At 63.1% G+C, this 20,708-nt stretch carries 18 protein-coding genes and 1 pseudogene; 13 read left to right on the top strand and 6 right to left on the bottom strand.

All coding sequences use genetic code 11. The annotated features are described in order from the left end of the window. Positions 1–375 precede the first annotated feature (375 nt). The 7 genes and pseudogenes from ACLMAL_RS36625 (at position 376) to ACLMAL_RS36595 (ending at position 7,755) form a co-directional block, all read left to right on the top strand. Complete coding sequence (locus ACLMAL_RS36625; RefSeq protein WP_412003251.1) at positions 376–1,641, top strand: hypothetical protein; 1,266 nt, start codon at positions 376–378, stop codon at positions 1,639–1,641. Then, the gene (locus ACLMAL_RS36620) at positions 1,638–2,825 is read left to right on the top strand and encodes a DUF4041 domain-containing protein (RefSeq protein ID WP_412003250.1); all 1,188 of its coding nucleotides are present in this window, start codon (positions 1,638–1,640) and stop codon (positions 2,823–2,825) included. The genes ACLMAL_RS36625 and ACLMAL_RS36620 overlap by 4 nt, the downstream gene beginning before the upstream one ends. A gap of 781 nt (positions 2,826–3,606) precedes the next feature. After that, on the top strand, positions 3,607–4,800 hold the full coding sequence (locus ACLMAL_RS36615) for a hypothetical protein (protein WP_412003249.1): 1,194 nt from the start codon (positions 3,607–3,609) through the stop codon (positions 4,798–4,800). A 338-nt stretch (positions 4,801–5,138) separates the two neighbouring features. Next, positions 5,139–6,128 (top strand): hypothetical protein, encoded by a 990-nt coding sequence (locus ACLMAL_RS36610; RefSeq protein ID WP_412003248.1) that lies wholly within the window; start codon positions 5,139–5,141, stop codon positions 6,126–6,128. Continuing rightward, a pseudogene (locus ACLMAL_RS36605) lies at positions 6,074–6,190 on the top strand (HNH endonuclease); the annotation flags it as partial. The gene ACLMAL_RS36610 and the pseudogene ACLMAL_RS36605, both read left to right, overlap by 55 nt. Positions 6,191–7,042: 852 nt before the next feature. After that, complete coding sequence (locus ACLMAL_RS36600) at positions 7,043–7,312, top strand: transposase (protein WP_412003247.1); 270 nt, start codon at positions 7,043–7,045, stop codon at positions 7,310–7,312. After that, complete coding sequence (locus ACLMAL_RS36595) at positions 7,309–7,755, top strand: hypothetical protein (RefSeq protein ID WP_412003246.1); 447 nt, start codon at positions 7,309–7,311, stop codon at positions 7,753–7,755. Before ACLMAL_RS36600 ends, ACLMAL_RS36595 begins: the two co-directional genes overlap by 4 nt. A 10-nt stretch (positions 7,756–7,765) precedes the next feature. Here the strand turns inward: ACLMAL_RS36595 and ACLMAL_RS36590 are convergent, their stop codons facing one another. Continuing rightward, positions 7,766–8,800 carry an NAD-dependent epimerase/dehydratase family protein gene (locus tag ACLMAL_RS36590; RefSeq protein ID WP_412003245.1) on the bottom strand — a complete coding sequence of 345 codons (1,035 nt, stop codon included), beginning with the start codon at positions 8,798–8,800 and terminating at the stop codon, positions 7,766–7,768. Positions 8,801–8,938: 138 nt separating this feature from the next. Between ACLMAL_RS36590 and ACLMAL_RS36585 the strand changes: the two genes are divergently transcribed. The 5 genes from ACLMAL_RS36585 to ACLMAL_RS36565 all read left to right on the top strand — a co-directional run bounded on the left by ACLMAL_RS36585 (position 8,939) and on the right by ACLMAL_RS36565 (position 11,662). Beyond that, positions 8,939–9,259 carry a WXG100 family type VII secretion target gene (locus tag ACLMAL_RS36585; protein ID WP_412003244.1) on the top strand — a complete coding sequence of 107 codons (321 nt, stop codon included), beginning with the start codon at positions 8,939–8,941 and terminating at the stop codon, positions 9,257–9,259. Beyond that, the gene (locus ACLMAL_RS36580) at positions 9,256–9,555 is read left to right on the top strand and encodes a WXG100 family type VII secretion target (protein ID WP_412003243.1); all 300 of its coding nucleotides are present in this window, start codon (positions 9,256–9,258) and stop codon (positions 9,553–9,555) included. Before ACLMAL_RS36585 ends, ACLMAL_RS36580 begins: the two co-directional genes overlap by 4 nt. 68 nt (positions 9,556–9,623) lie before the next feature. After that, the gene (locus tag ACLMAL_RS36575; protein ID WP_412003242.1) at positions 9,624–10,964 is read left to right on the top strand and encodes a hypothetical protein; all 1,341 of its coding nucleotides are present in this window, start codon (positions 9,624–9,626) and stop codon (positions 10,962–10,964) included. A gap of 3 nt (positions 10,965–10,967) precedes the next feature. Further along, the gene (locus ACLMAL_RS36570) at positions 10,968–11,243 is read left to right on the top strand and encodes a hypothetical protein (RefSeq protein WP_412003241.1); all 276 of its coding nucleotides are present in this window, start codon (positions 10,968–10,970) and stop codon (positions 11,241–11,243) included. Next, the gene (locus ACLMAL_RS36565) at positions 11,240–11,662 is read left to right on the top strand and encodes a hypothetical protein (protein ID WP_412003240.1); all 423 of its coding nucleotides are present in this window, start codon (positions 11,240–11,242) and stop codon (positions 11,660–11,662) included. The genes ACLMAL_RS36570 and ACLMAL_RS36565 overlap by 4 nt, the downstream gene beginning before the upstream one ends. Positions 11,663–11,893: 231 nt before the next feature. Here ACLMAL_RS36565 and mobF read toward each other — a convergent pair whose 3' ends face one another. From mobF to ACLMAL_RS36550, 3 genes are all read right to left on the bottom strand, one after another. Next, complete coding sequence (gene mobF / locus ACLMAL_RS36560; protein ID WP_412003239.1) at positions 11,894–16,714, bottom strand: MobF family relaxase; 4,821 nt, start codon at positions 16,712–16,714, stop codon at positions 11,894–11,896. A gap of 352 nt (positions 16,715–17,066) precedes the next feature. Then, entirely contained in the window at positions 17,067–17,534 is a 468-nt protein-coding gene (locus ACLMAL_RS36555; protein WP_412003238.1) for a hypothetical protein, read from the bottom strand. Then, positions 17,501–17,779, bottom strand: coding sequence for a hypothetical protein (locus tag ACLMAL_RS36550; protein ID WP_412003237.1), 279 nt, complete (start codon positions 17,777–17,779; stop codon positions 17,501–17,503). Before ACLMAL_RS36550 ends, ACLMAL_RS36555 begins: the two co-directional genes overlap by 34 nt. A 362-nt stretch (positions 17,780–18,141) precedes the next feature. On the opposite strand from ACLMAL_RS36550, the gene ACLMAL_RS36545 reads away from it, so the two are divergent. Further along, positions 18,142–19,332, top strand: coding sequence for an XRE family transcriptional regulator (locus ACLMAL_RS36545; RefSeq protein WP_412003236.1), 1,191 nt, complete (start codon positions 18,142–18,144; stop codon positions 19,330–19,332). Here the strand turns inward: ACLMAL_RS36545 and ACLMAL_RS36540 are convergent. Both ACLMAL_RS36540 and ACLMAL_RS36535 read right to left on the bottom strand, forming a co-directional pair. After that, entirely contained in the window at positions 19,329–20,147 is an 819-nt protein-coding gene (locus ACLMAL_RS36540) for an alpha/beta hydrolase (RefSeq protein ID WP_412003252.1), read from the bottom strand. The two genes, ACLMAL_RS36545 and ACLMAL_RS36540, sit on opposite strands and share 4 nt — an antisense overlap. Before the next feature lie 97 nt (positions 20,148–20,244). After that, positions 20,245–20,583, bottom strand: a complete 339-nt coding sequence (locus ACLMAL_RS36535; RefSeq protein ID WP_412003235.1) for a recombinase family protein — start codon at positions 20,581–20,583, stop codon at positions 20,245–20,247. Positions 20,584–20,708 lie beyond the last annotated feature (125 nt).

Below are 20,708 nucleotides of genomic sequence, written 5' to 3'. Positions count from 1 at the left end.
CCTACCACCGCCGCCGACGGCAGACCGCTCTCGGTCGTTTGACGCCAATCGAATACGAGACGATCATGACCCCACCGGCCAGTCAGGCCGCGTGATCGAACCTGTCACCTGGTCGTGCAGCAGTCCCGTTCGTCAGGTTGGCCGAGCGTTTGGCGGACCAGGGGTTGAACGTGGGCTCTGCGACGGCAGCCGCTGGCGAATACCGCTGATTGGTGTGGCGCAAAAGTCTCGGCGATCGTTGGAGCGTGCCCCTGTCGGGCGATTCCTTGCATCTGCGGATGTAACGGAATCGGCGCCGTCACGACCTAGCTGGAAGGTGCAAGCGGTTGTTATCCAGCGATCTTGTCGAAGTGACAGGAAGAGGGTGGGACTCGGGTGGCGCGTCGCAGGGGATTCTTTGCTGAACTACAGCATCAGCAGCGGCTGGCGCAGCAGCGGCAGGCGCAGCAGCAGCGAGCGACAGCGCGAGCGCACAATCTGGCGGTCCGTGAGGCGCAGCGGTTTACGCGGGAACAGCAACAGTTTGCCGCGGCTGCTGCGCGTGCCTCGGCCTCCGAACGTGCCGCAGCGGAAAGAGCGGCCAAGGCAGCCCACCTGGCCGTTCGTGAGGCCGAGGTTGCGGAGCGGAACGCGCAATTAGCCATGGGGTATGACGAGATCGACAACCTCCTCAAGGCAACTCTGGACATTGATGATTGGGTCGATCTCGAGTCACTACGCATGTCGGTCGAGGACTTCCCGTTCGATCGTCCTGAGCTTCTCGCGCCGACTCCGCCTCCCCAGTTCTATGCTTCCCCCGCTCGCCCGGTCTTTGTGGCGCCTGCGCCACCGACAGGTCTTAGCGGTGCGCTGGGTGGAAACCGCAAACACGCCGCACAGATGGAAGCGGCGCAGCGGGAGTACGTCAGCGTTGTGCACCAGTGGGAGCAAGGCGTTGCTCATACATGCGGTGTGAACGCTGGGCTTCGCGCCGGTTGGCGCGAGCAAGAGCGAACGCGCGCCCTGGAGTTGATGGATGCGCGACGTCGGCTCGAACAGAAGACCGCTGAGCGTCGTCAAGAAGTGGCAGCTGCGAATGCTGGCCTGGACAGGCTTATCTCCGGATTGCGGCAGCATGAGCCCGCCGCGATGGACGAATACGTGGGGATTGTGCTGGCAAACTCGGTTTACCCCGAAGCGTTCGAAGTGTCCTACGAGCACACATTCAACTCCAACGATCGCGAACTCCACATTACGGTTCTGGCCCCGCATCCCGACACGTTCCCGACAACGAAGGCGTTGCGCTACAACAAGACCAGTGACGAGATCACCTCGAGCGACTTCACAGCATCCGAAGTCAAGCGACGCTATGCGTCCGCGATCGCCCAGACCGCGTTGCGCACAGCGCACGAAGTGTTCGAAGCCGATCGTGAAGGGATTATCGACAGTGTTGCACTCACTGTGGCAGTCGATGCTGCTGACAGTGCGACCGGACATGACACTCGGATAGACCTTGTCCGGCTGGCAACCGATCGTACTGATTTCCTGGAAATCGAGCTGTCCCGTGTAGAACCGGCAGCGACGTTGGCCCACTTGGCCGCAGCTGTGTCGAAGAATCCATATGGGTTGGTGCCCTTAGTGAATCACGGAGTCCGCGGATGAGCGACCCACAGGAAGTCATCGTCGGATTGCGGAAAATGCTCGTTGTGAAGGAGCGAGAATCCGCCAATCTGCAGGATCGAGTCCGAGAACTGAGCGACAAGCTCGAAGCTCGGCCTGCTACGCCCGACTTAGCGGGCCCGCTGAGAGATCCTCGGCTCATCACAGTGGAGGACGCCTTGGTCCTCCAGGAAGTGGGAATCTACGAATACCACCACCCTCTTGAGAACGCCGACAGCTACAAGGAAGCTTTAGCGGAGCTGCGGGTCGCCGTGCGCGATGCTGTCAGAACGAGCGAGGCCATCGTTGTTGCGAAGAAGTTCAGCTTCAACAACTCCCTTGCTGAAGGACGCCGCTTGACGGCTGACCTGTCCAAGCTCATGTTACGGGCCTATAACTCGGAAGCCGAGAACTGCGTCCGCACCATCCGTGCTGGCAACCTGGATACCGCGAAGCGGCGACTTGACAAGGCCGCCAAGGATATTGAGAAGCTGGGTGCCTCGATGCAGATGCAGGTATCACCGGACTACCACGCTCTGAGAATCCAGGAGCTCGAGCTCACTGCTGACTACATGATGAAGGTGCAGGACGAACGAGAAGCGGCTCGTGAGGAACGAGAGCGGCTGCGAGAGGAACGCAAGGTTGAACAGGAACTTGCCGCTGAGCGAGAGCGCCTCGAGAAGGAACAGGCACACTATCGGGCCGTACTGCAACGACTCACCGCCGCTGGACAAGACACCCGCGAGATCGAAGGACAACTGAGCAGAATCGGAGAGGCAATCGCGCAGAACGACTTTCGTTCGGCGAACATTCGTGCCGGTTACGTCTATGTCATCTCTAACATCGGTGCTTTCGGCCCGAACGTTGTCAAGATCGGGCTTACGCGTCGACTCGAACCACTCGACAGGGTCCGGGAGCTCGGTGGCGCCTCTGTGCCGTTCCCGTTCGATGTACACGCCGTCTACTTCTCCGACGATGCCGTCACTCTGGAGAACGAGCTACACAAGGAGTTCGGGTCGCGTCGACTCAACCATGCGAACCTCCGGCGGGAGTTCTTCTTCGCAACCCCTGACGAAGTGCGTCGAACGTTGGCCAAAAAGGTAGGGAACTTGCTGGACTACAACGCCGCACCCGAAGCGACGCAGTACTTCCAATCGAAGCGGTACTGGCCGGACCGCCCGCAGTAACGCCACGTAAGGCCTGCAGATTCAGGCATGGTGGAATACCTCGAAGTCGCCGACAGCTTATCCGCTGCCCCAGGCTCGACCTCGACATAGCCGCAACGCGGCTATCGCCTATCGGGTGAGATCCGAACGTCGGCTACTAAGGACTGGTGGTAGGACCGGTGCTCGACCCGGCTCTGATCCAGGCGGCTGGGTGAGAGGATCCATACGTCGGCTGCCCACTGCCTAGGCGTAGGTGTAACTCAAGAACACTGATGGCAAGCGGTGTTCGCCACCGACGAGCGGCTTTGGCGCTCGTCGAGAACCTGGACACGACCGATGTGACACCTCCTCAGTTCAATCGCGCCGAGATCGCGGCGGGACTACTTGCCGACGAAGAATTCTGGATTGGCAGGCTGGGGGTGTTGGTATATCGGCTAACGGTCGCGGATCTATCCGGCACCTGTTGACGGCCGTGCGGAGCTTCTTGCCGAACAGCGTCGTGTCGCGGTGTCGGCTTCCCGACCCAGAATAGGGCCAATACACGACTACGCCCGGCCTATTGCTCGCGCAATGCTCTCCAGCGCCTTCACATTCCGCCGACGGCCTCCGGCCTCTCATGAAGCCGAGTGGTAGGAACCGGTGGCGTCCATGAGGGTATGACTTGGCGGACTCCTAGCCGGAGTGATGCGTGAGGTAGGCACCAGTTCTTTCCGCGACCCCACGAGTATCCTCGCCCGTGTCTCGTCCTGCGTTCGTTCGGATACGCCAGTGCTTGTCGGGCCGTGTCGCTAGTGTCACGCGGATGGACGCGGTGCAGGTGCAGAAGAAGCTCGAGCTCTCTCCCGATGAGGACTTCATCCTCACGGCGTGGCAGTACCAGATGATGCAGCGCGACATCGCCGCGTCGAAGGGCAAGCACCTTCCGTCCAAGCGCGAAATCCGTAACTCCTTTCGCGACAACGCGGTTGCGGCCATCGTGGCGCGCAATCAGGACGACTGGTCGCCCGCTGTTGCAGAAGTCGTTCAACAGATCGCTGCGGATGGTGAGTCTCCGAATCTCGAGGCGCTCGAATCCGCGGGGCCACAGATCTCCTCGGCTGTGGCGAGACGGTCACGGGCCCTGCTTTTGCTGATCGACCTGTATGGGTTCGAGCCGTGGGTGGAGGGCAAATGGGACAAGACCGTCCGCGCCGAAGCTCTCGCCGCCGCCCATCGGTCGATGGATCAACTCCATCCTGAAGACCTCCCTGCTGTGGAAACCGCATACAAGGACGCGATCAAGAAGCTCTCGAAGGCAAGCAACTGGACCAAATACGCACTCCTCGCCGGTGCGGGCCTCGGACTCGGCGTCCTGACCGGCGGCCTCGCCGCACCAGCAATCGCTGGAGCGTACGGAGCCCTAGTTCTCGGTTATTCGGGCGCGGTGGCCACTTCCGCGGGCTTGGCCGCGATCGGCGGCGGTTCCATCGCTGCCGGCGGTCTCGGCATGGCCGGCGGTGCCGCGCTCATCACCGGCTTCAGCGGCGCCGCAGGAGCGGGGGCGGTCACGCTTGCGGGTAAGGCTGCCGGGTTCACGGCAGCTCGCATCGCAGCCGACGCCATCCGACTCCACGTCGTGACTCAGCTCGTGCTGCGCGATGTCGACGGCAACGAAGAGGCAGCAAAGGCCGTCATTGTCAGTCTCCGCGAGCGCGTGACAAACCTGGGCAAGGCCGTCGTGACTCTCGCTGAGCGAATCGAAATCCTTCGTGCGCAACTCGAGACAAAGCAGGCAGAGTTGAACGCGGAGCGGGATCAACGCCAGGCGGCCGAAGATCGCGTCGCTCGCTTACGGAGCGTCGCCGACCGGCTCAAGGAGCGTGTCACAGGACCCGAGAATGATGAACTTCAGGCCTTGCTAGCCGAACTCGAGGAAGTCGAGAGTGAGAAGAAGACCGTTGAGACCCTTGCCCAAGGGGTCGCTGTCCTCGCTGACGACCTCGAGGAAGCAGCGTGAGCGCCACTGACGGTAACTCCAGCGACCGGGTCTCGCCGATCGATGACGACTACGTCGGCAACTTGGACGCACTCACGCGCGACCTCGAAGACATCGAAATGATTGCCGCATCAGCGCTTTCGGACAAGCCGATCGACCACGCGGCGATACAGCGCATCGTGAGCACCTCGACTGGCCTCACCTATTCCGACCTTACGGACCACCATCAGCAGCGTCGCGAAGTCGGGGGATGGGGCGAGGCCGACATTGCCGACATCCTCGACCCGATCGCGCTGCGGCAACTCGATGGGTGGCGGGCGGCCCAAAGGGTTCCGTGGGAACGTGGCGACCTGGTCGTCGTGGGTGTCTCCGGGCTCATCGGCGCACTCGGAAACCTCTACGACAGCCAGGTAGACGCTGCTGTGCTCAGCGGTCTGTCCTTGTTGAAAAAGACCGACCTGCTGCGCCGGTGGGAGAGGGAGACCGCCCGACTCCCCATCGATTACACCGGCCCGAAATTCGGCGGTCCGGCACATCGCGTTCGGTCGGCCGGCCACGATATCGGCCGGTTCTTCGCCGCCCTCAATCAGATCCGCACAGGAACCTTCGAAGGCACGTGGTGGGAAGACGGACAGCGAATGGTCGAAAAGGTTGCGACAACTCGCTCCGGTCTACCGTTCGCGCAAGCGCCCGAGCGCCACCTCGCAGTCGCGCTTCTGTTGAAACACTGGGCGGCAGATTTTGTCACCCCGATGAACTTGCCTCTGCCGGGTTGGACACTTCTCGGCGAGATGTCGAACCCTGACTTGCGGAAGTTTGCCAATGACGCTTACGCCGGAACGAACTCCGGCGACGGGTTGAATCTTCGCTCCGGAATGTTGACCCCGGGTCTAGGGATGCTCGCGACCGAGGTCGTCATCCGAACTCACACGCACCTCGGCGCATACCGTTCCACTGACACTGCACGGCTGGCGACTTCCGCATCGGCTAAACACACAGAGATGCTGCTCGCCGCGCATGCCGCAGCCGGAGCGATCAGCGTGTCGAAGACCACCGCAGCGGCGATTGCTGGTGAAACCGTAGTCGCCGCTCGACATCTCAACATTCCTGTTCTCATGCGGATCGGCATGCTCGCGCTGAAAGTCCGCTCCGATGCCGCGGCCCGTGCAGAAGCCGGAGCACCGTCGTGGGAGAAGCTGCTCGCTGACGAAGCGGCGACTTGGACCCTGCCCGAAGCAGTCACTATCGCGGACCTCTTGACTAATCCTGTTGGCCCATCGTCCGCAGACGAAGCAACGTCGTGCCCGCGTGCGGGGCGTGTAAGGCCAGCAAGTGCAACGCCGAGGTAACTGGCTGGCTGCGGCGCAAGAAGCTCGACGAACGTTCGTTCCTCGTGCGCCGGTCCGAGTAGGTCTCCATGCATCGTGCGCCCCATAATCCGAGGTATGAGCACCGAGAGCAGCCAACGATGGGTTCGTTTGATACGTCAGTTGGACAGCGGGGCTGGCGGTGTCGGTGAGCCATCGCAGGAACTGCCGGGATCGTCCGATCCCGTCGGCCAGCTCTCGTGGTCGCGGCGTGCGTCCTGGACGAGTCCGGCGTTGGACCAGAACGTTGGCCGGTATACCTGCTGTAGTTCATGCACGCTAGCAGTTGAATCCATCGGGAGGTACTGGTTACCTGGAACGCGGTTCCGCACGACACTCTGCCTCTGTCTTCACCGCGACGCACTCTGCCCACACTCCCTGGATATCACCGGAGGTGGGCGGCTCGCCGCAGGCGAGCCCGCACCGTTGGTATCCCGGCACAGGTGAGCCGTCGGACCAATAACAGCTGCCGTCGTCGTAGCAGGTGTACCCGCGGGCGCCCGGTTGTCCGCCGAGTCCTGATCTCGATTCTTCATCGAGGTACTGGCTGCCGCCGTGCGTATCGAAGCACCATTGGGAATACCGGACGGTGCCGTCGCTCCATCTAGCGGGTCCTGGTGTTCCCTCGAGGCATTCGATCACGTGTGGTTCTGGGTCGGCGGCGGCGACTGTGCCCTGAACTCCGCCCATGAGCAGCGAGGCACCGACGAAGGCAGTGATGACGATTTTCCTCAAGGCTCCCCTATGGCAGTGGTGGGTAGGTTCGCGACGCCGACATCCGTCGACTTCGAAGCTTCTTGCCCTAGAAGGCAACTAGCGAAGATCCTCCCACTGTTAGCACGGCTTCTGTCCTTACTCGTAAGGATTGGGGTTGTTCGGGTGCGAATGCGTTCTGCGTGACTTTTTTGCTACCCGGCGTGTTCTGTCTCACCGCCCGCGCACTGCCCTACGTGGTGGCAGTCAAGGCCGCCACCAGCGTCTACCCCGCCGACGCCCTGCCCGAGACCCCCGAACGCGTCGGGGTCGGCCGACCCTTCACCGCCCGGTATCGAGTACCGAAATTGGGCTGCAAAGACCTCGCGCTCGCCGCTGGAGCCGACGCGACCCGGGAAGTGTCGTGGCGGCAGGGAACCAAAGCCACACCGAACAACCCGACGCCGCCATGAGTTCGCGTTTCATCGCACTACGCGTGCGCTCGGCCGGGCACAGCGTGCCCCACGCCGCCGACGGCACCATCGAACAGGAATGGCTGCTGGCCCAATGGCCCACCGGGGCAACCGAACCCACCGACTACTGGTTGTCCACCATGCCCGCCGAAACAGCCATCGAAGACCTGGTCCGCCTCGCGAAAGTGCGCCGGCGCATCGAGCACGATTACTGCGAACTCAAAGTCGCGCTCGGCCTGGACCACTTCGAGGGCCGGTCCTGGCTCGCACCACCACGCCACCCTCGTCACCGCCGCCCGCCTATTCCTCACCACGCTGCGGTTATCCGACCCGAAAGCCGATGGGCAGGACTGACCCTCTACGGCATCGTCCGCGAAATCCAACGCGCACTGGCTATTTGGATCGGCACCTGCCCACTCTGCCACCACACCTTTCCAACCTAACAAAGTACTACTAGCAGACGCGGGCCAGGAAGCGGTCTTCGGTCGTGTAGTCGAAGAAGTGGCCGAAGTACGGATCGTCGGCCGCTGGAAGGATCCGCGATCTGTCGCAGGCTTTGGCTGCGTCGAGGAGCCAGTCGATCTGTGCGGCAACCGTTGTTGCGTAGTCACCGGTCGGCCGGTAACCGAGCGCGGCCGCTGCGGAGGTGTCGAGTACAACGGGGTGAGCTGAGTCCCAGGGTGTCACGCCGAGCCGGTCGTCGGTTTGATCGTCGAGGAGTACCTCGTTCCACTGATGATCGAGGTGGTTGGCGATGGTGCGGGAAATGTCGAGTGCGCTGGGGGAATCGGGATCGGCGATGTTGAGGATGCGTGCACCTGGTGTGTGGGCGACGGTTTCGACCAGGGCGGCGATGTTGGCCGCTGCGGTGGTGTGGACGACCCCGGTGCCGCGTCGGGCGAGTAGCACGGTGGTGCGCCGGTCCAAGATGCGTTTGATGAAGACCCATTCGCGTGGGCGGCTGCCGCCGATCCCGTGGACCCTCGATGGTCGCAAGATGCTGATCGGTAGTCCGCTGTCGAGCGAGATCTGCTCGGCGGCAACCTTGTTCGGCCCGTAGCCGGCGTGGGACCGATGGTCGATATCGTTCGCCGTCAGGGTGGGCGCAGACTCGTTGATCGGTCCATCGAATCGCGGCTCGACCTGCGAGTTCGCGTGATTGCCTGCGGCGTCGATGTATACCGCCTTGCTCGACATCAGGACTGTGGACCCGGCGTCGGCGGCCAACTCCACCAGTGAGTGCGCGGTCGTCGCGGTGTAGCAGACGCAGTCGACCAGCAGATCTACCCCGTCGCCGATGGTGGCGCGCAAGCGAGCTGCATCGGCGCGGTCTGCTGCGATGAAATCAACTCCAGCCGTGCGGAGTTCGGCAGGCATGTTGTCGGGGTTGCGTCCAGCAACCTTGACCCGCCAGTTCGCCGCCGCCAAATGCGCCGCGATCGCACGTCCGATCACGCCGGTTCCACCCAGGATGAGCGCATCAGCCATCACACGAGCCTAAACCTGGCTCGTTCCTCGTTGTGCGCGCGCGGCTGGCTGGTGAGCCCGCACGATCCTGACGGAACCGGACAGCGGTCGGGTGCGTCGTATAGTTCGTAGGCGATCTGTATAACGAGGGGAGGCGGGGTGTCCGACGATCTCCACGTCGAAGTCGACCGACTGCGCGAAGCCTCGAGATTCGTCGCCGACAAAGCTCAGTCGATCCGAGACGAGTTGAAGAAGCTCGACGACACCATCGGCAAAGAGCTCCTCGCCGATGGTTGGCGGGGAAAAGCCGCCAGCGCATACGACGAGTCGTGGCTCGAGTGGAAGCACGGTGCCGATACGGTCATAGCCGCATTGGAGGAATCCTCCGCCAACCTCGCTGAAGCTGCCAACCAGTACGAGACGCGGGACACGACGAATCGAGACGCGATCACCGGACTGCAACGATTGGACCTGCCGTGACCGGCGATGACCAATACCGCGTAGATCTCGAGCAACTCGACGCCGCGATCGATACGATGGACAAGTTCGGGCGCACGGTTGAGGGCTGGTTGGGTGAAGTCGACCGGCATATTTCTGACCTGCACCAAGCCTGGTCGAGCAAGGCAGCCCAGGCTCAGCGTGCCGCGCACGATAGTTGGATGGCGGGTGCCGCAGAGATGCGGGAGAACCTCGACGAGTTGCGTGAAGTTGCCCGCCGAGCGCACGCGAGTTACACAACTGCGGTCGAAACGAACGTGGGGATGTGGCCGCAGTGACACCGACTGTCCCGCTCATTGTTCATCGAGGCGAGGAATACGCCTCCGCCGGCGAGGTCTTCGGTCAGATGTCCACTGACAGTATGACCACCCACTCCGCGCTGGTTGCGGTGCTAACGACGTACGCGGGCATGGCTGGCAGCGATAGCGTCGGCACCCAATGGGCAGCGGGCTACGACGAGGCCGCCCAGCTTGCGGTATCGACCTCATCCAAACTGGCGACCGCGTGCGGCCAGACGAGAAACATGATCGTTGCCGGAGCCTACAACCACCAGGTCGCCAATACCGGCGCCAACGTGGCCGATCAAACACCACCGCCCACGCCGCAGCTCTCGATGGATCCGTGCCTCCCAGAAAGCGCGCCCTCGGCGGCCGGGGACGGAATCCCCGAACCATTCGGATGGTCGTTCATCAAGGACACGGTCGGGTTCGCCTGGCCCAACGGTCACCAGGATCAATTGAACGCCGCCAAGACCGCATGGCACACCGCCGCTGCCGACTACCGCACTGTCGCCGGTGAGGCCCCGCAGGCCGTCGGTCTGCTCACCAATCAGCAGTCACCCGAGATCGAGATCGCCGTCAGCACGTGCCAGACCCGACAAACAGACTTCAACGCGTTGGCCGATGCATGTCAAACACTCGGCGACGCCTGCGGCGAGTACGCCAACCACCTCGACGAGGCGCACCACAAGATTCTCGAGGAACTCAAGGGGTTCGTCATCGAAACCGCGGCCGCCGAGGCCGCGTTCGCGGCGCTCGCACCGTTCACCGCGACGCTGTCCGAATGGGTTGGCAACACAGCTCTGGCCGGACGTATCGCGGTCCGTGCGCGCCGTATCGCGACGGTCGTCGGCGAGCTCGGGACGAAGATAACGAAGCTCGTCACCGACGTCGTGAAACCCCTTGCTGAACGACTCAAACCGCTGTTCGAGAAGGTCCGCAACTGGGTCAGCGCGGCCAGGGTAAAAATGACTCCGTTCGCACGACGCGATGCTGCATTGTCGGAGGGACGACTGTTCTCTCGGATGGGGCCTCGCACGAACCGCGAGGTTCTCGAAAGCGGAGACCATCTGCCGATGACCCAAGAGACCATCGTGGAATACGCTCGCCGGGCTGGTGTCGACCTTCGCGGCATCCGCGTGGACGTGGCCAACTCCGCCGATGATGTGCGCTACTTCGACTCCATGGAGGCCAGCGCGAGCACCGCTCCGGGACATATCGCATTGGCCCCCAGCGCATTCGCCGATGAACAGACACTGCTGCGGAACCTGGTGCACGAGCGTGTCCACATCGAGCAGTACCAGCAAGGCAGAGTAGGAACAGGGGTGACGAGCGCGTTAGAAGATGAGGCATACGCCGCCGATGAGGCCTTCTGGCAACGGTATCTCGCGGGAAAGAAAGGAGAATGAGCCGTGAGTGAATTCTATGTCGAAGATATCTTCCCGGTGAGTTTCAGACCGAATCCGTTCGTGGTCGGCCGGGCAGTCGGGGATTTCACGGTCGGCCAGGAGGTCGAGTTGCAAAAGAAGGACGGAACGACCTACCGGGGAGTTCTGGAAGCGCTCGACTTCCACCAGCCTGCGCCGGACAAGTTCTCCCTCGTCTTCTCCGCCGAGGTATCGTCTCGGGTCGAGCCAGGTGATGTGATCCATTCGGTTCCTGCCGAGGAAAGCAGCACGTCGCGGTGACGACCGATATCCAGGAATGGGAGCGGCAGCTCCAGCGAGAACTCGCCGAGATCCGCAGCAGCAGTAAGCGTCTCGCCGATGAGGTTGCTGTCGTGCGGGGGCGCGGCGAAGTGCCCGGTGTCCTCGTCGAGGTTGATGCGGATGGCGATATCACCGACCTGCGGATCGCTCCTGGTGCCATGCGTTGGCCTGGCCACCAGCTCACCACCGCGTTGCTCAACTGCCACCGTAAGGCGCGGGCGGATGCGAAAGCCAGTGCCGAACGGCTGCTCAGTAAAGCTGATCCGCGGATCCACGACCAGTTTCAACGACTGCACAGCGAACAAACCCCCGAAGATCAGCGTCCGTCGGAAGACGAGATCCAAGCCGCCGACGACGCCTACTTCGAGCGCATGAACCAGCGCGGCTGGAACGGCTAGTCAGGGCGGGCGAGGAAGCTGGACCGGGTCTCGGACGGTATCCGTAAGGTGTCCGTCTAGCCCGTCCTGGGTTCCGGAATCCGTCGATGTGAGTGAAGTAGTGGTGCATTCGTGGATGATTCTGTGCCGTCACTTCCAAGCCTGCCGAAAAGTGAATGAAAACGGGAGGATTGAACAGAAAGTACGCTGCTTAGGAAGTGTGCCACCCGCATGCGCGGGGATGAGCCCCAATCACAGACCTACGTCGGTGTCCGGCTGATGTGTGATCAGATCATCGATGAACTCGACTGCACTGTCCTCATGAGGGATTGATTGTCGATGCAGTTGCTGTTCGTCTGCTTGCTGGGTGGCGGAGAGTGTGGCTCGTCGCTGCTGTTCGGCCTGTAGTTCATCGATCTGCTGCTGGTAGTCGGCGGTTCGTGCGTGGCTATCGGCGTCGGCGGTGCCGGTCTGAGGCGGCGGCTGATCGGCGCATTCAGGTGTTGGGGTGGCCAGAATGTGGTCCCACTGGTCGGTGGCGCCGGCGTGGAGGGCAGCGTTGCGCTGGGCTTGGCGGGCGGTCGTGCGCGCCGATTCCTGTGAGCGATTGGCGTTTCGCTGCTGGGCCCAGAGTGCGTCGATGTGGGCCTGGAGTTTGCGTCGTGTGCCTCGGCGGAATGCGGGTGTGGTGTCGAGGGTGGCGCGGGTGGTGTCGAGTTCGGTGGTTAAGGCTTGGACTGCACGGACGGCGTCGCCGAGCTCGGTTTCGGCGGTGCGTGCGGTACGAATGGCTTCCTGGGCAGCCTGGTGGCGGTGGACAGCGTCGTCGTATTCGGCGTCGTGGCTCTGCCGATCGCGAGCGGGGCCGTAGAGGATGGCGTCGTTGTCTATCAGGGCGATACGCAGCTCGAGGTCGGCGATGTGTTGCTGGAGTTGGGCGTTGGTGAGCACGATCAACGGGTTCTGTGCGATCTGGTCGGTCCGAGCGTCGGGTTGCGGGCCGGTGGCGAGGTCGATGGCGGGGACGAGACGCGGCCACGCCGGGTCGTTGATCACGCGGTCGCCGATGTCGTCACGGAATAGCGCATGCAGTTCCGGGGCCCAATCGGGGCGCAGGTTGTGGTGAGCGCCGGTCGTGTCGGCAGCGGATGGTTCGAGTTCCAGTCGCGACCACAGGGCGGCGGCGGGCATGTCGTCGGGCAACGGCCGTATCGCTGCTGCGTGGATCAACAGCGGTTCGATATTGATTCCCGACCGGTTAGCAACCTCGATCTTGTCCGCCACGGTCGGCCACAACGGATCTGCAAGAACCCGAGCTTCGAGGCGTGCGATCAGCGGTGACCACTTGTTGGCGGGGAAATGGAGGTTCCCGAGCGCTTGGGTGACGCGGTTATCGAGCAGGTCTTGGTGTTCGCGTTCAGTTACCGTATAGCGAGGCGGCCCAGTCGGGCGTAGATCGCGGTCATCGATGTGCATGGAGCTGCGCCACACTGCGAGGTCGCCGAGCAGGCGTGGGTCCGAGCCGATCAGCGGGCGTGCCCAATGCGGCGCCGACACGGGAGTCCAGGACTGCACATCAGTGCGGATCTGCTCGGCGAGGTCGGCGACCATACGCGCACGCGCGGAAAGCTGAGTGGAATCGAGCTCCGTACGCAGCCCGCGGGGAATCCCGGACGCCCACGGCAACGGCCCGCTACCGGTGGAGTGCGTGCCGGAGGGATCCAACCGCCAATCCAGGACAGCGGCAACATCATCGGCGGTGTCGAGTTCCCGCGCACACGCGGCAGTGTGCAAGGCTGCGATCGGGTCGCGACCCGACAGAGCGATCGTCGCCAAATGCTGACGTAGAACGGGGTAGGCGGGGCTGTCGGTGAGGTTCGGACGCAACGCTTCCGCAGTGGCGTCGAGTCGATCGAGACCCTCAGGGCCGACTACGTTTTCGGCAGCGACCCCGATCGCATCGAGGTAGATATCGAGCGCGCGCCCGATACGGCGGCGCGGGTCGAGTGCGTCGCGAAGCATGGTGTGCGCCGACTTCTGAGTGCCGTCGCGACCGAGAATGCGCAGCAGAATCTCCACGGCGGTGCGTGGATACATGGCGGGTTCGGACCAGAACGAGCCTTCGGAGCCGTCCAATGCGGTCGGCACATACGCATGATTCGCCTGCGCTCCTCGGGTGAGTGCGACGTAAAGCTGTTGGCGCGACTCATCTCCGGTGAGCGCGACATGGCACGAATCGGCGGTAATTCCCTGCGCGGAATCGATCGTCGTCGCATAACCCAGACGCACGTGCGCACTCACATAGTCGGCAGGAAGTCGCACCGTCTGACCGTTTTGGCCGTCGGCGCGGCTGTGGATGGCGGTGAGACTCCAGTCGTCGTGGACGGCGGCGACGGTCCACGCGTAGCCGTTGCGGACCCAATCGCGATCGCCCAGGCGTAGAGATGGGTTGTTGCGGCGAGTGCGGATTGTGTCACCGACCGAAACCGCGGTTCGGTCGGTGAGTACACATTCCGCACTGACTTCATCGCCGTCGCGGGCGATGCGGTCGGTGCGGGCGCGCGCGTTGAGTTCGGTCACGACGTCGTTGGTGGCGGCGAGCATGATGGTGTCGCGGCCAGCATGATGGTCGGTGAGCCATGCGGTGAAGGCGTCGTCGTGGGTGGCGCCGAGGTGCCCACTGTGGATGCGGCCGTTGTCCAGATACCAGCCCAGCGCGGCGGGGTCACCGTCGCGTAGTTGCAAACTCGCTGTCGCTTCGGCACCTGCCGCGAACCGCACGACATGGGTCAGGGTGAGGGAATGTTCGGGTGCGGCGATATCCATGTCGCGATCGACGCCGCCGGCTTCGATCGACCCGAGTTGGTGGGGGTCGCCGATACAGCGGACCGTCGCGCCCCGCGAGGTCAGGAATCGGAGCAGGCGAAGGCGTTTGAGGTTGCCGACCTTGACGTGTTCATCGACGATCACCAACGTACCGGCGTCGATTTGCAGGATCCATTGCGGCAACGATGGCGGCTGTTCCCGGTCCAGGGCAAGGTTGTCGCGGCTGGGGGTGTGCTTGGTGAGAACGTCGAGGACCTTGTCGACGGTCTCCACCCGCGCGCCAATCGACGCACACAACACCGCGGCGGCCGACGCGGTCGGTGCCAGGCCGAGAACTTGGCCGCCGCTGGCATGCCACGCGTCGGCGAGCACCCGCATCGCAGTGGTCTTCCCCGACCCCGCGGGCGCATTCGTCGTTCGCACCCGCAGACTCGAAGCAGCGAAACCCTCGATCACGCTGATCTGCCCAGCGTTGAGCGGGCGATCCGGATTCCGGGCGTTATGACTGCGCACCGCCGCCGCGACGAGATCCGGTGGGAGTTGGCGTCCGCCGGGCTGCACCGACAACTCGATCAACTGGTGTTCGACCGACAGGGTTTGCGCCGACGTATACAACTGCGCACCAGAGAAGGTGTACACACTGCTCCCATCGCGACGACGCAACAACACCGGGACAGTTCGCAACTCGGGTTCATCGGCGAGGTCAGGATCATCGAGCGCAATCGAGAGTGTCGGGGAAACTGCCTCGGTGAGAACAGCTTCGGCGACCTGCTTCCACTGCTCGCCGCTGATTCGTCCGCGTATTTGCCGCTCGATTTCGGCGCGCAGGTTGTGGCGTTGCCACGTTGATCGGTGCTGCGAGACGACCTCGATGACGTGCTCGGCGGCGCGGGCAATCCACTGTGTCGTAACCGCAGGGCGCGAAGTTCGGATCGGGTTCAGTGTTGAGGTGACCATCCGCGCCAACGTTTCCCGGCCACCGAGCAGCGCCGCGGCCTCGGCCCGCCAAGTGCTGCGCTGCTCGGCCAGGGACCGCAGTGCGTGCTTGAAGGGGCGGGTTTCGAGGGTGGCACGCTCGGCCAGGTCATACATTTCACCCGGGATCGGTTCGCGCCCGAGCTGCTGTTGGAACTCGGCGGCGAGTTGTTCGAGGCGGGCGGTGATCGCGGTGTCGCGACGTGACCAGGCGGTGATCAACCGCAGTGGGATACCGACGATTTCACGGATCGGACGCTTCGAGGGATCCTGCCCGGGTCGTTCGGCGAACTCGACACCGACGAGATCCTCGAGGTGGTGTTCGAGTCTGGTGTTGTAGATCTCCGAGACTGTGACCAGTGTTTGGTAGATCGCGGTGCCGGCGAGGGTGCGCCATTTCCCGTCGAGCGTGCGCACACGATTGGCCATCAGGACATGGGTGTGCAGGTCAGGATCACCGGCTCGGCTATCACGATGAGTGAAGACGGCCGCGACGAGGCCTTCGACGTCGGCCCGGCGGATCCCGTTGCGGCCGAGTCGGGTGAAGATTCCGTTCTGCTCGAGCCACCCCAATGCGTCGTTGACGGCGGCGTGGTGAGCGGCCTCGATCTTCTCCGACACCGCCCTCGGTGCCACCGCCCATAACACCGAGACACTCTTGACCGGACTAAAAGTGATGTCGAAACCAGCGACAGCAGTAGTGTTCGGGCGCGAGTTGCGGGCCACCCAGCCTGACAGTTCCCGCGCATTAAGGGGTGCGCGATCGTACTGTTCGGCGAACATTTCGAACGCGACATGGGTGCGGATGTGTGCCCGTTCGTCATCGGCAATAGCGTCGTGAGGGTCCGACCCGTGCGCGGAATTGTATTCCCGGAAGGCATTCGCGCACCTTTTTCTGAACTCGGAAACTTCGCTATATATGCGAAATGGGTTGCCCAAACGTGACGCTTGATCGGCCGCACGGGTCGCGTCTTTGTGCTTGGCGCCCTTGCTCATCTCTGTGTCGTAGACGTGGGCTTCGATCATCTCGGCGTTCGGATGACGACCCAATCCGAACAGGGACTTCATCTGTTCTTCGGTGACTTCGTCACCCAGTTGGACGCCTAACGCACGCAGGCCGCAGCCATGCCAGCGGCCCGGAGCTTCCCCTTCGGTCGAGTAATAGTCAGCAAGGCTGGAACGGCCGCGAGTAGATGCATCGTTCGCGGCGACATTGCGCAGATAATACTGATACCCGTTGCCTGCCACGACTTTATGGATGGTCGCGGTCATATATCTATCAAGCACGCTTCTGCGATTGCTGACAAGGGTTTGATTTGCCCAATTTTTCGTCAAATCAAGCAAATCTGCTGGTCGTCACCGAATCGTTACCTCGAATGGAAGAGGTCTGCTTAAGAAAAGAGGCGAGGAAGGGGGGTGGAGGGAGGTGAGAAGCAGTGGAGGATGTGAGGAGTGGGGGATGGGGCGAAGGTGTGAGAGTGCTGGGTGCGTGAGGTGGGATGTGGGTGGTGGGGTTGGTGGGTGAGGGATGGCCGCGTGGTGTGTTGGTGGCCGGTCCGCCGCAGGAGTGGACACCACGGCGGACCGGGAACTGGTCCCGCCTAGCGCGGGAGGGGCGGGAAGATCAGGCGGCGACGCGGAAGAGGTCGCGGCATTCGTCGCACAGGTCGTCGGTGTCGATCAGGCGGTCATGGGCGTAGCAGGAGAAGCAACGTCCCGCCCGCAGCGCCACCGGAGTGAGTGCCGTGATCGGCGGCGCTTGCTGGGCGCGGTCGAGGAACGCCAGAACCAACCCGTGCACGACTCCTGTCGAGCGCCGCCGCAATGCGTTGGGCAGACCGGGTGCGACCGCGGGGTAGTGACCGGTGAGGTACTGGCAGTAGGCGGCAACCTCATCGGCGAGAGTGAACCCCTCGGGGAGGGAGCCGATTCCACTGCGTCCGATGTCGCGGCAGTACTGGCACAGTCCGTCGTCGGAGACGCGACGCTCGTGAGGGTCGGTGAGGAAGTGATCGCTGCACGCGCGTTCGCCGAAGCAGTAGACACACACCCACCCCTCTACCGGAGCCAAGGTGGTGTGGTCGTAGTCCAACCCATTGCCGTTGGCGAGGAAGGCGGGGCGGTCGTCGTGACATTGAGACCGGTTCGGGTCCGAGCGATCGCGAAGGCGTCGAAGCTGTCTCGGGTGCGGGCACCGGCACGGTCGCGTTCGGTGAGGATCTGCTCGGCGATCTGACGCACGTAGTTGCGATCCCACGTCGAGGGCTGGAAGGCGGGGTCGGTATCGACGAGGAACCGTGTGCGGATGTAGTCGGTGACGATGCGCGCCTCGGGCACGGGGCGACGTTTGGTTTTGATCGCCGCGATGTGCCGGGGCTTCTTCCAGGCGCGCTTGGCGGCGACTTTGGTGGCTGCCGAGGGGATGCCTTCGTGCTCACGGTTGGGTCGCGGGCGAGGATGCGCCTCCCCTTCCGATCGACTGCGGTGATCGGAACGGTGGTGATCCAGCGGGGCTGCTTGTCGACGGGGCGATACAGGCGGGGATCGGTGCGCGTGACGAACACGCTCAGCCACGCCTGCAACCGGGGTCCGAGTGCCGCCACAGTGACTGCAACGTGGCGCGCGCGATGACGTAGGGGTCGTTGGTGAAGGTGTCGACGAGTCGGGTGAGGCGGTCGAGGTCCTCGGGGGTGGCGAGCTTGGGCAGTTGGCTCGGTATGACACAGGTGCAGATCAGTCGAATCGAAAAGGGCTCAGCGCCAGAGCAACTGTCCAAACTGACGCGGTGGGCGCAGATACTCCGCATTCCGCCCGAGTTGCTGTGGTTCAAGCTGCCCGACGACCTGCGCTCGGCAGCTGTAGCCATCGAACCTACAAGCACGACAGGCAATAACGCGCTGGCGCTTGCACGCTGGTTGGCTGGCGATGGCACTGGCACCCCACCGATCAGTCACAGTGACGATCTGGAGCGGGTGAGCTTGGCGCTGGAGGACGCTCGCCGGTACTTCGACGGCTCGGTCTTGGAGTTCTTCCGTGCTCAGCTTGCGCGTTGCAAAGCCGATGACGGTTCCCTCGGTCCGGCCGAAGCCTTGCCGCTGACGCTCGCCGTGCTCGGCGCAATCCGTCGGCACAGCAAGGATGTTCAGTCGGGCCTGCGTCGGCAACTGTTGGCGGTTGGATCGGATGGCGCGGAATTCGCAGGGTGGCTGTACCGCGACCTCCATGACCCGGTAACGGCCACCTTCCTGTACGACCGCGCGATGGAGTGGGCGCAGGCCGCGGGCAGCCTGCCCATGCAGGGATACGTCCTGCTCAAGAAATCCCAGATGGCCTATGACTCGCGCGACGCGGGGACGCTGCTCGGATTGGCGCAAGCCGCCAAAGAGGGGCCGTGGCAGCTTCCGATTCGGGTGCAGGCGGAAGTTGTGCAGCAGGAAGCCTTGGGACTCGCCATGATTGGCGAGCCAGCCACTGCCGTGGAGCAAAGCCTTGGTCAGGCTCAGCACCTCCTCACCGAGGCCAACGGTGCCGATGACCAGGGGTTGGTGAGCTATTTCAACGAGAGCACGCTTCTGGTTCGCTCAGCCTGCTGCTATACCGAGGCGGGCAAGCCGCAGCGGGCCACTGAACTGTTCGGTCAGGTGCTCGCCGATGGGGGATTGTCCCGGCGTGATGCTGGTTTCTTCAGTGCTCGACAGGCAAAAGCGCTCGCACTCAGCGGCGAACCAGACGAGGCCGCCACGGTGGCAACCAAATCGGTCGCGGTGGCGCGCGAGACCCGTTCGGAGCGCACGATGAATGTCGTTGTGGATGTAGTGCGGACGCTCGATCCTTGGAACCACCGGCCGAGTGTGCGGCAGCTCCGTGAAGCCTTGATGCCGTCGCATTAAGCCGTGAGCCAGTCCGCCGCGATGCGGATCACTTCGGCCTGGAACTCCTGGCTTTTCGGGTTGAGGTACTGCGGATCGTCATGGACGGCGAATCCGTGCTGTGATCCCTCGATTTCGACCAGCTCAACGGGTGCGGTGAATTGGGCGACGGCAGCGCGGGAACCGTCGATTGGGACCAAGGTGTCTGCGTTGCCATGGACGATCAGAGTCGGTGCTTTGATCTCTCCGAGGACTTCGTTCGGCTTCAGCCAGAACACCTCGTTGAGCAGCGGCCGACCATGCCGCAGCGTCGGCGTGAACTGGATAGCTCCGGTTTCGTTGAGTTCTTCGGCTTTCTCGTCGCTGATGACATCGTTCGTCCAGTAGTCGCGAGTGTCGATAGTGCGCTTCTTGTAGTCGAACTGCGGATTCAGCAACACCAACCGAGACAGATCCTCTGGGCGTTTGGCAGCGTAGTAGCCACAAATACCACCCCCGAAGCTGGCACCGAGCAGCGACAGGTCACTGGCACCCGTGGCATCCCGCACAGCGGCGAGGCTGACGCGGATGTCGTTGAGGATGGCAGAGAGGGTCAGTTCCTCTTGGCGGCCTTCGCTGTCGCCGTGGCCGCGAAGGTCAAACCGCAGCGACGCGATACCAGCATCGGCAAGGCCGGTCGCGAGACGGGTGAAAAAGCCGCCCTCCTCGCGGGTGACGCCACCACCATGCACCAGCACGACGGCGCGCGTCGTGGGTAGATCGTGGGTGACGAGGGTGGCTGCCAGGTGCAGGCCGTCGAGGGTACGGATGCGGGTGATGGTGCTCGTCGGAACCACGGAGCCAGTCAACCAGAGCGGGCACACCGCTGCCAGACGATGATCACAAAGCGAGAACGGCTTCCTCGGCCGCACTGCGCGGCTAAGGCGCACGCAGTCAGCGCAGGTCGTTCGGTGAGTAGCCTGTCGGCCTCGGCGTATACATCGGTGTCGATGACCGAGAGCAGTCCGCGACAACGATGTCGCGGAAGGACAGTTCCCCGAGGCAGACGCGGTTGAACAGGGTCCGCAGGACTTGGTGGCCCGACCAGGTGCCGCCGTTGGTGGTGCGGTGCCCGCGCTCGTTGAGTAATTTGGCGATTGTTCTGGAGCCCAACTGGTCCCGGGTGTAGAGAAGGCGGATCAAGCCGACGAGCGGGAATTCGTCAGGGTGAGGGGTGAGACTGTGGCCGGTGGCGTCGGGACAGTAGCCGAAGGGCGGCGTCCGTCCTTCCATAGTAGGAATTGGCAGATAGCTCAGCACCGCTCTACCGACGAAGAGTCTGATTTCTGCTCGGATGTTCAGTGCCAAGGCAGCATGCGTAGGTCGAATAATGAAACTCACAGGGGCAACATGACAGA

This window comes from Nocardia sp. CWNU-33 (assembly GCF_046764895.1).
Lineage (GTDB): Bacteria > Actinomycetota > Actinomycetes > Mycobacteriales > Mycobacteriaceae > Nocardia.
Note: the sequence above shows the minus strand (reverse complement) of the source record. Positions and strands in the feature narration are given on the sequence as shown.

Coding starts and splice junctions, on each gene's coding strand:
- ACLMAL_RS36620 (WP_412003250.1), top strand. CDS start 1,638: ATGAGCGACCCACAGGAAGTCATCGTCGGATTGCGGAAAATGCTCGTT.
- ACLMAL_RS36615 (WP_412003249.1), top strand. CDS start 3,607: ATGGACGCGGTGCAGGTGCAGAAGAAGCTCGAGCTCTCTCCCGATGAG.
- ACLMAL_RS36595 (WP_412003246.1), top strand. CDS start 7,309: ATGAGTTCGCGTTTCATCGCACTACGCGTGCGCTCGGCCGGGCACAGC.
- ACLMAL_RS36590 (WP_412003245.1), bottom strand. CDS start 8,800: ATGGCTGATGCGCTCATCCTGGGTGGAACCGGCGTGATCGGACGTGCG.
- ACLMAL_RS36575 (WP_412003242.1), top strand. CDS start 9,624: ATGTCCACTGACAGTATGACCACCCACTCCGCGCTGGTTGCGGTGCTA.
- mobF (WP_412003239.1), bottom strand. CDS start 16,714: ATGACCGCGACCATCCATAAAGTCGTGGCAGGCAACGGGTATCAGTAT.
- ACLMAL_RS36535 (WP_412003235.1), bottom strand. CDS start 20,583: ATGGAAGGACGGACGCCGCCCTTCGGCTACTGTCCCGACGCCACCGGC.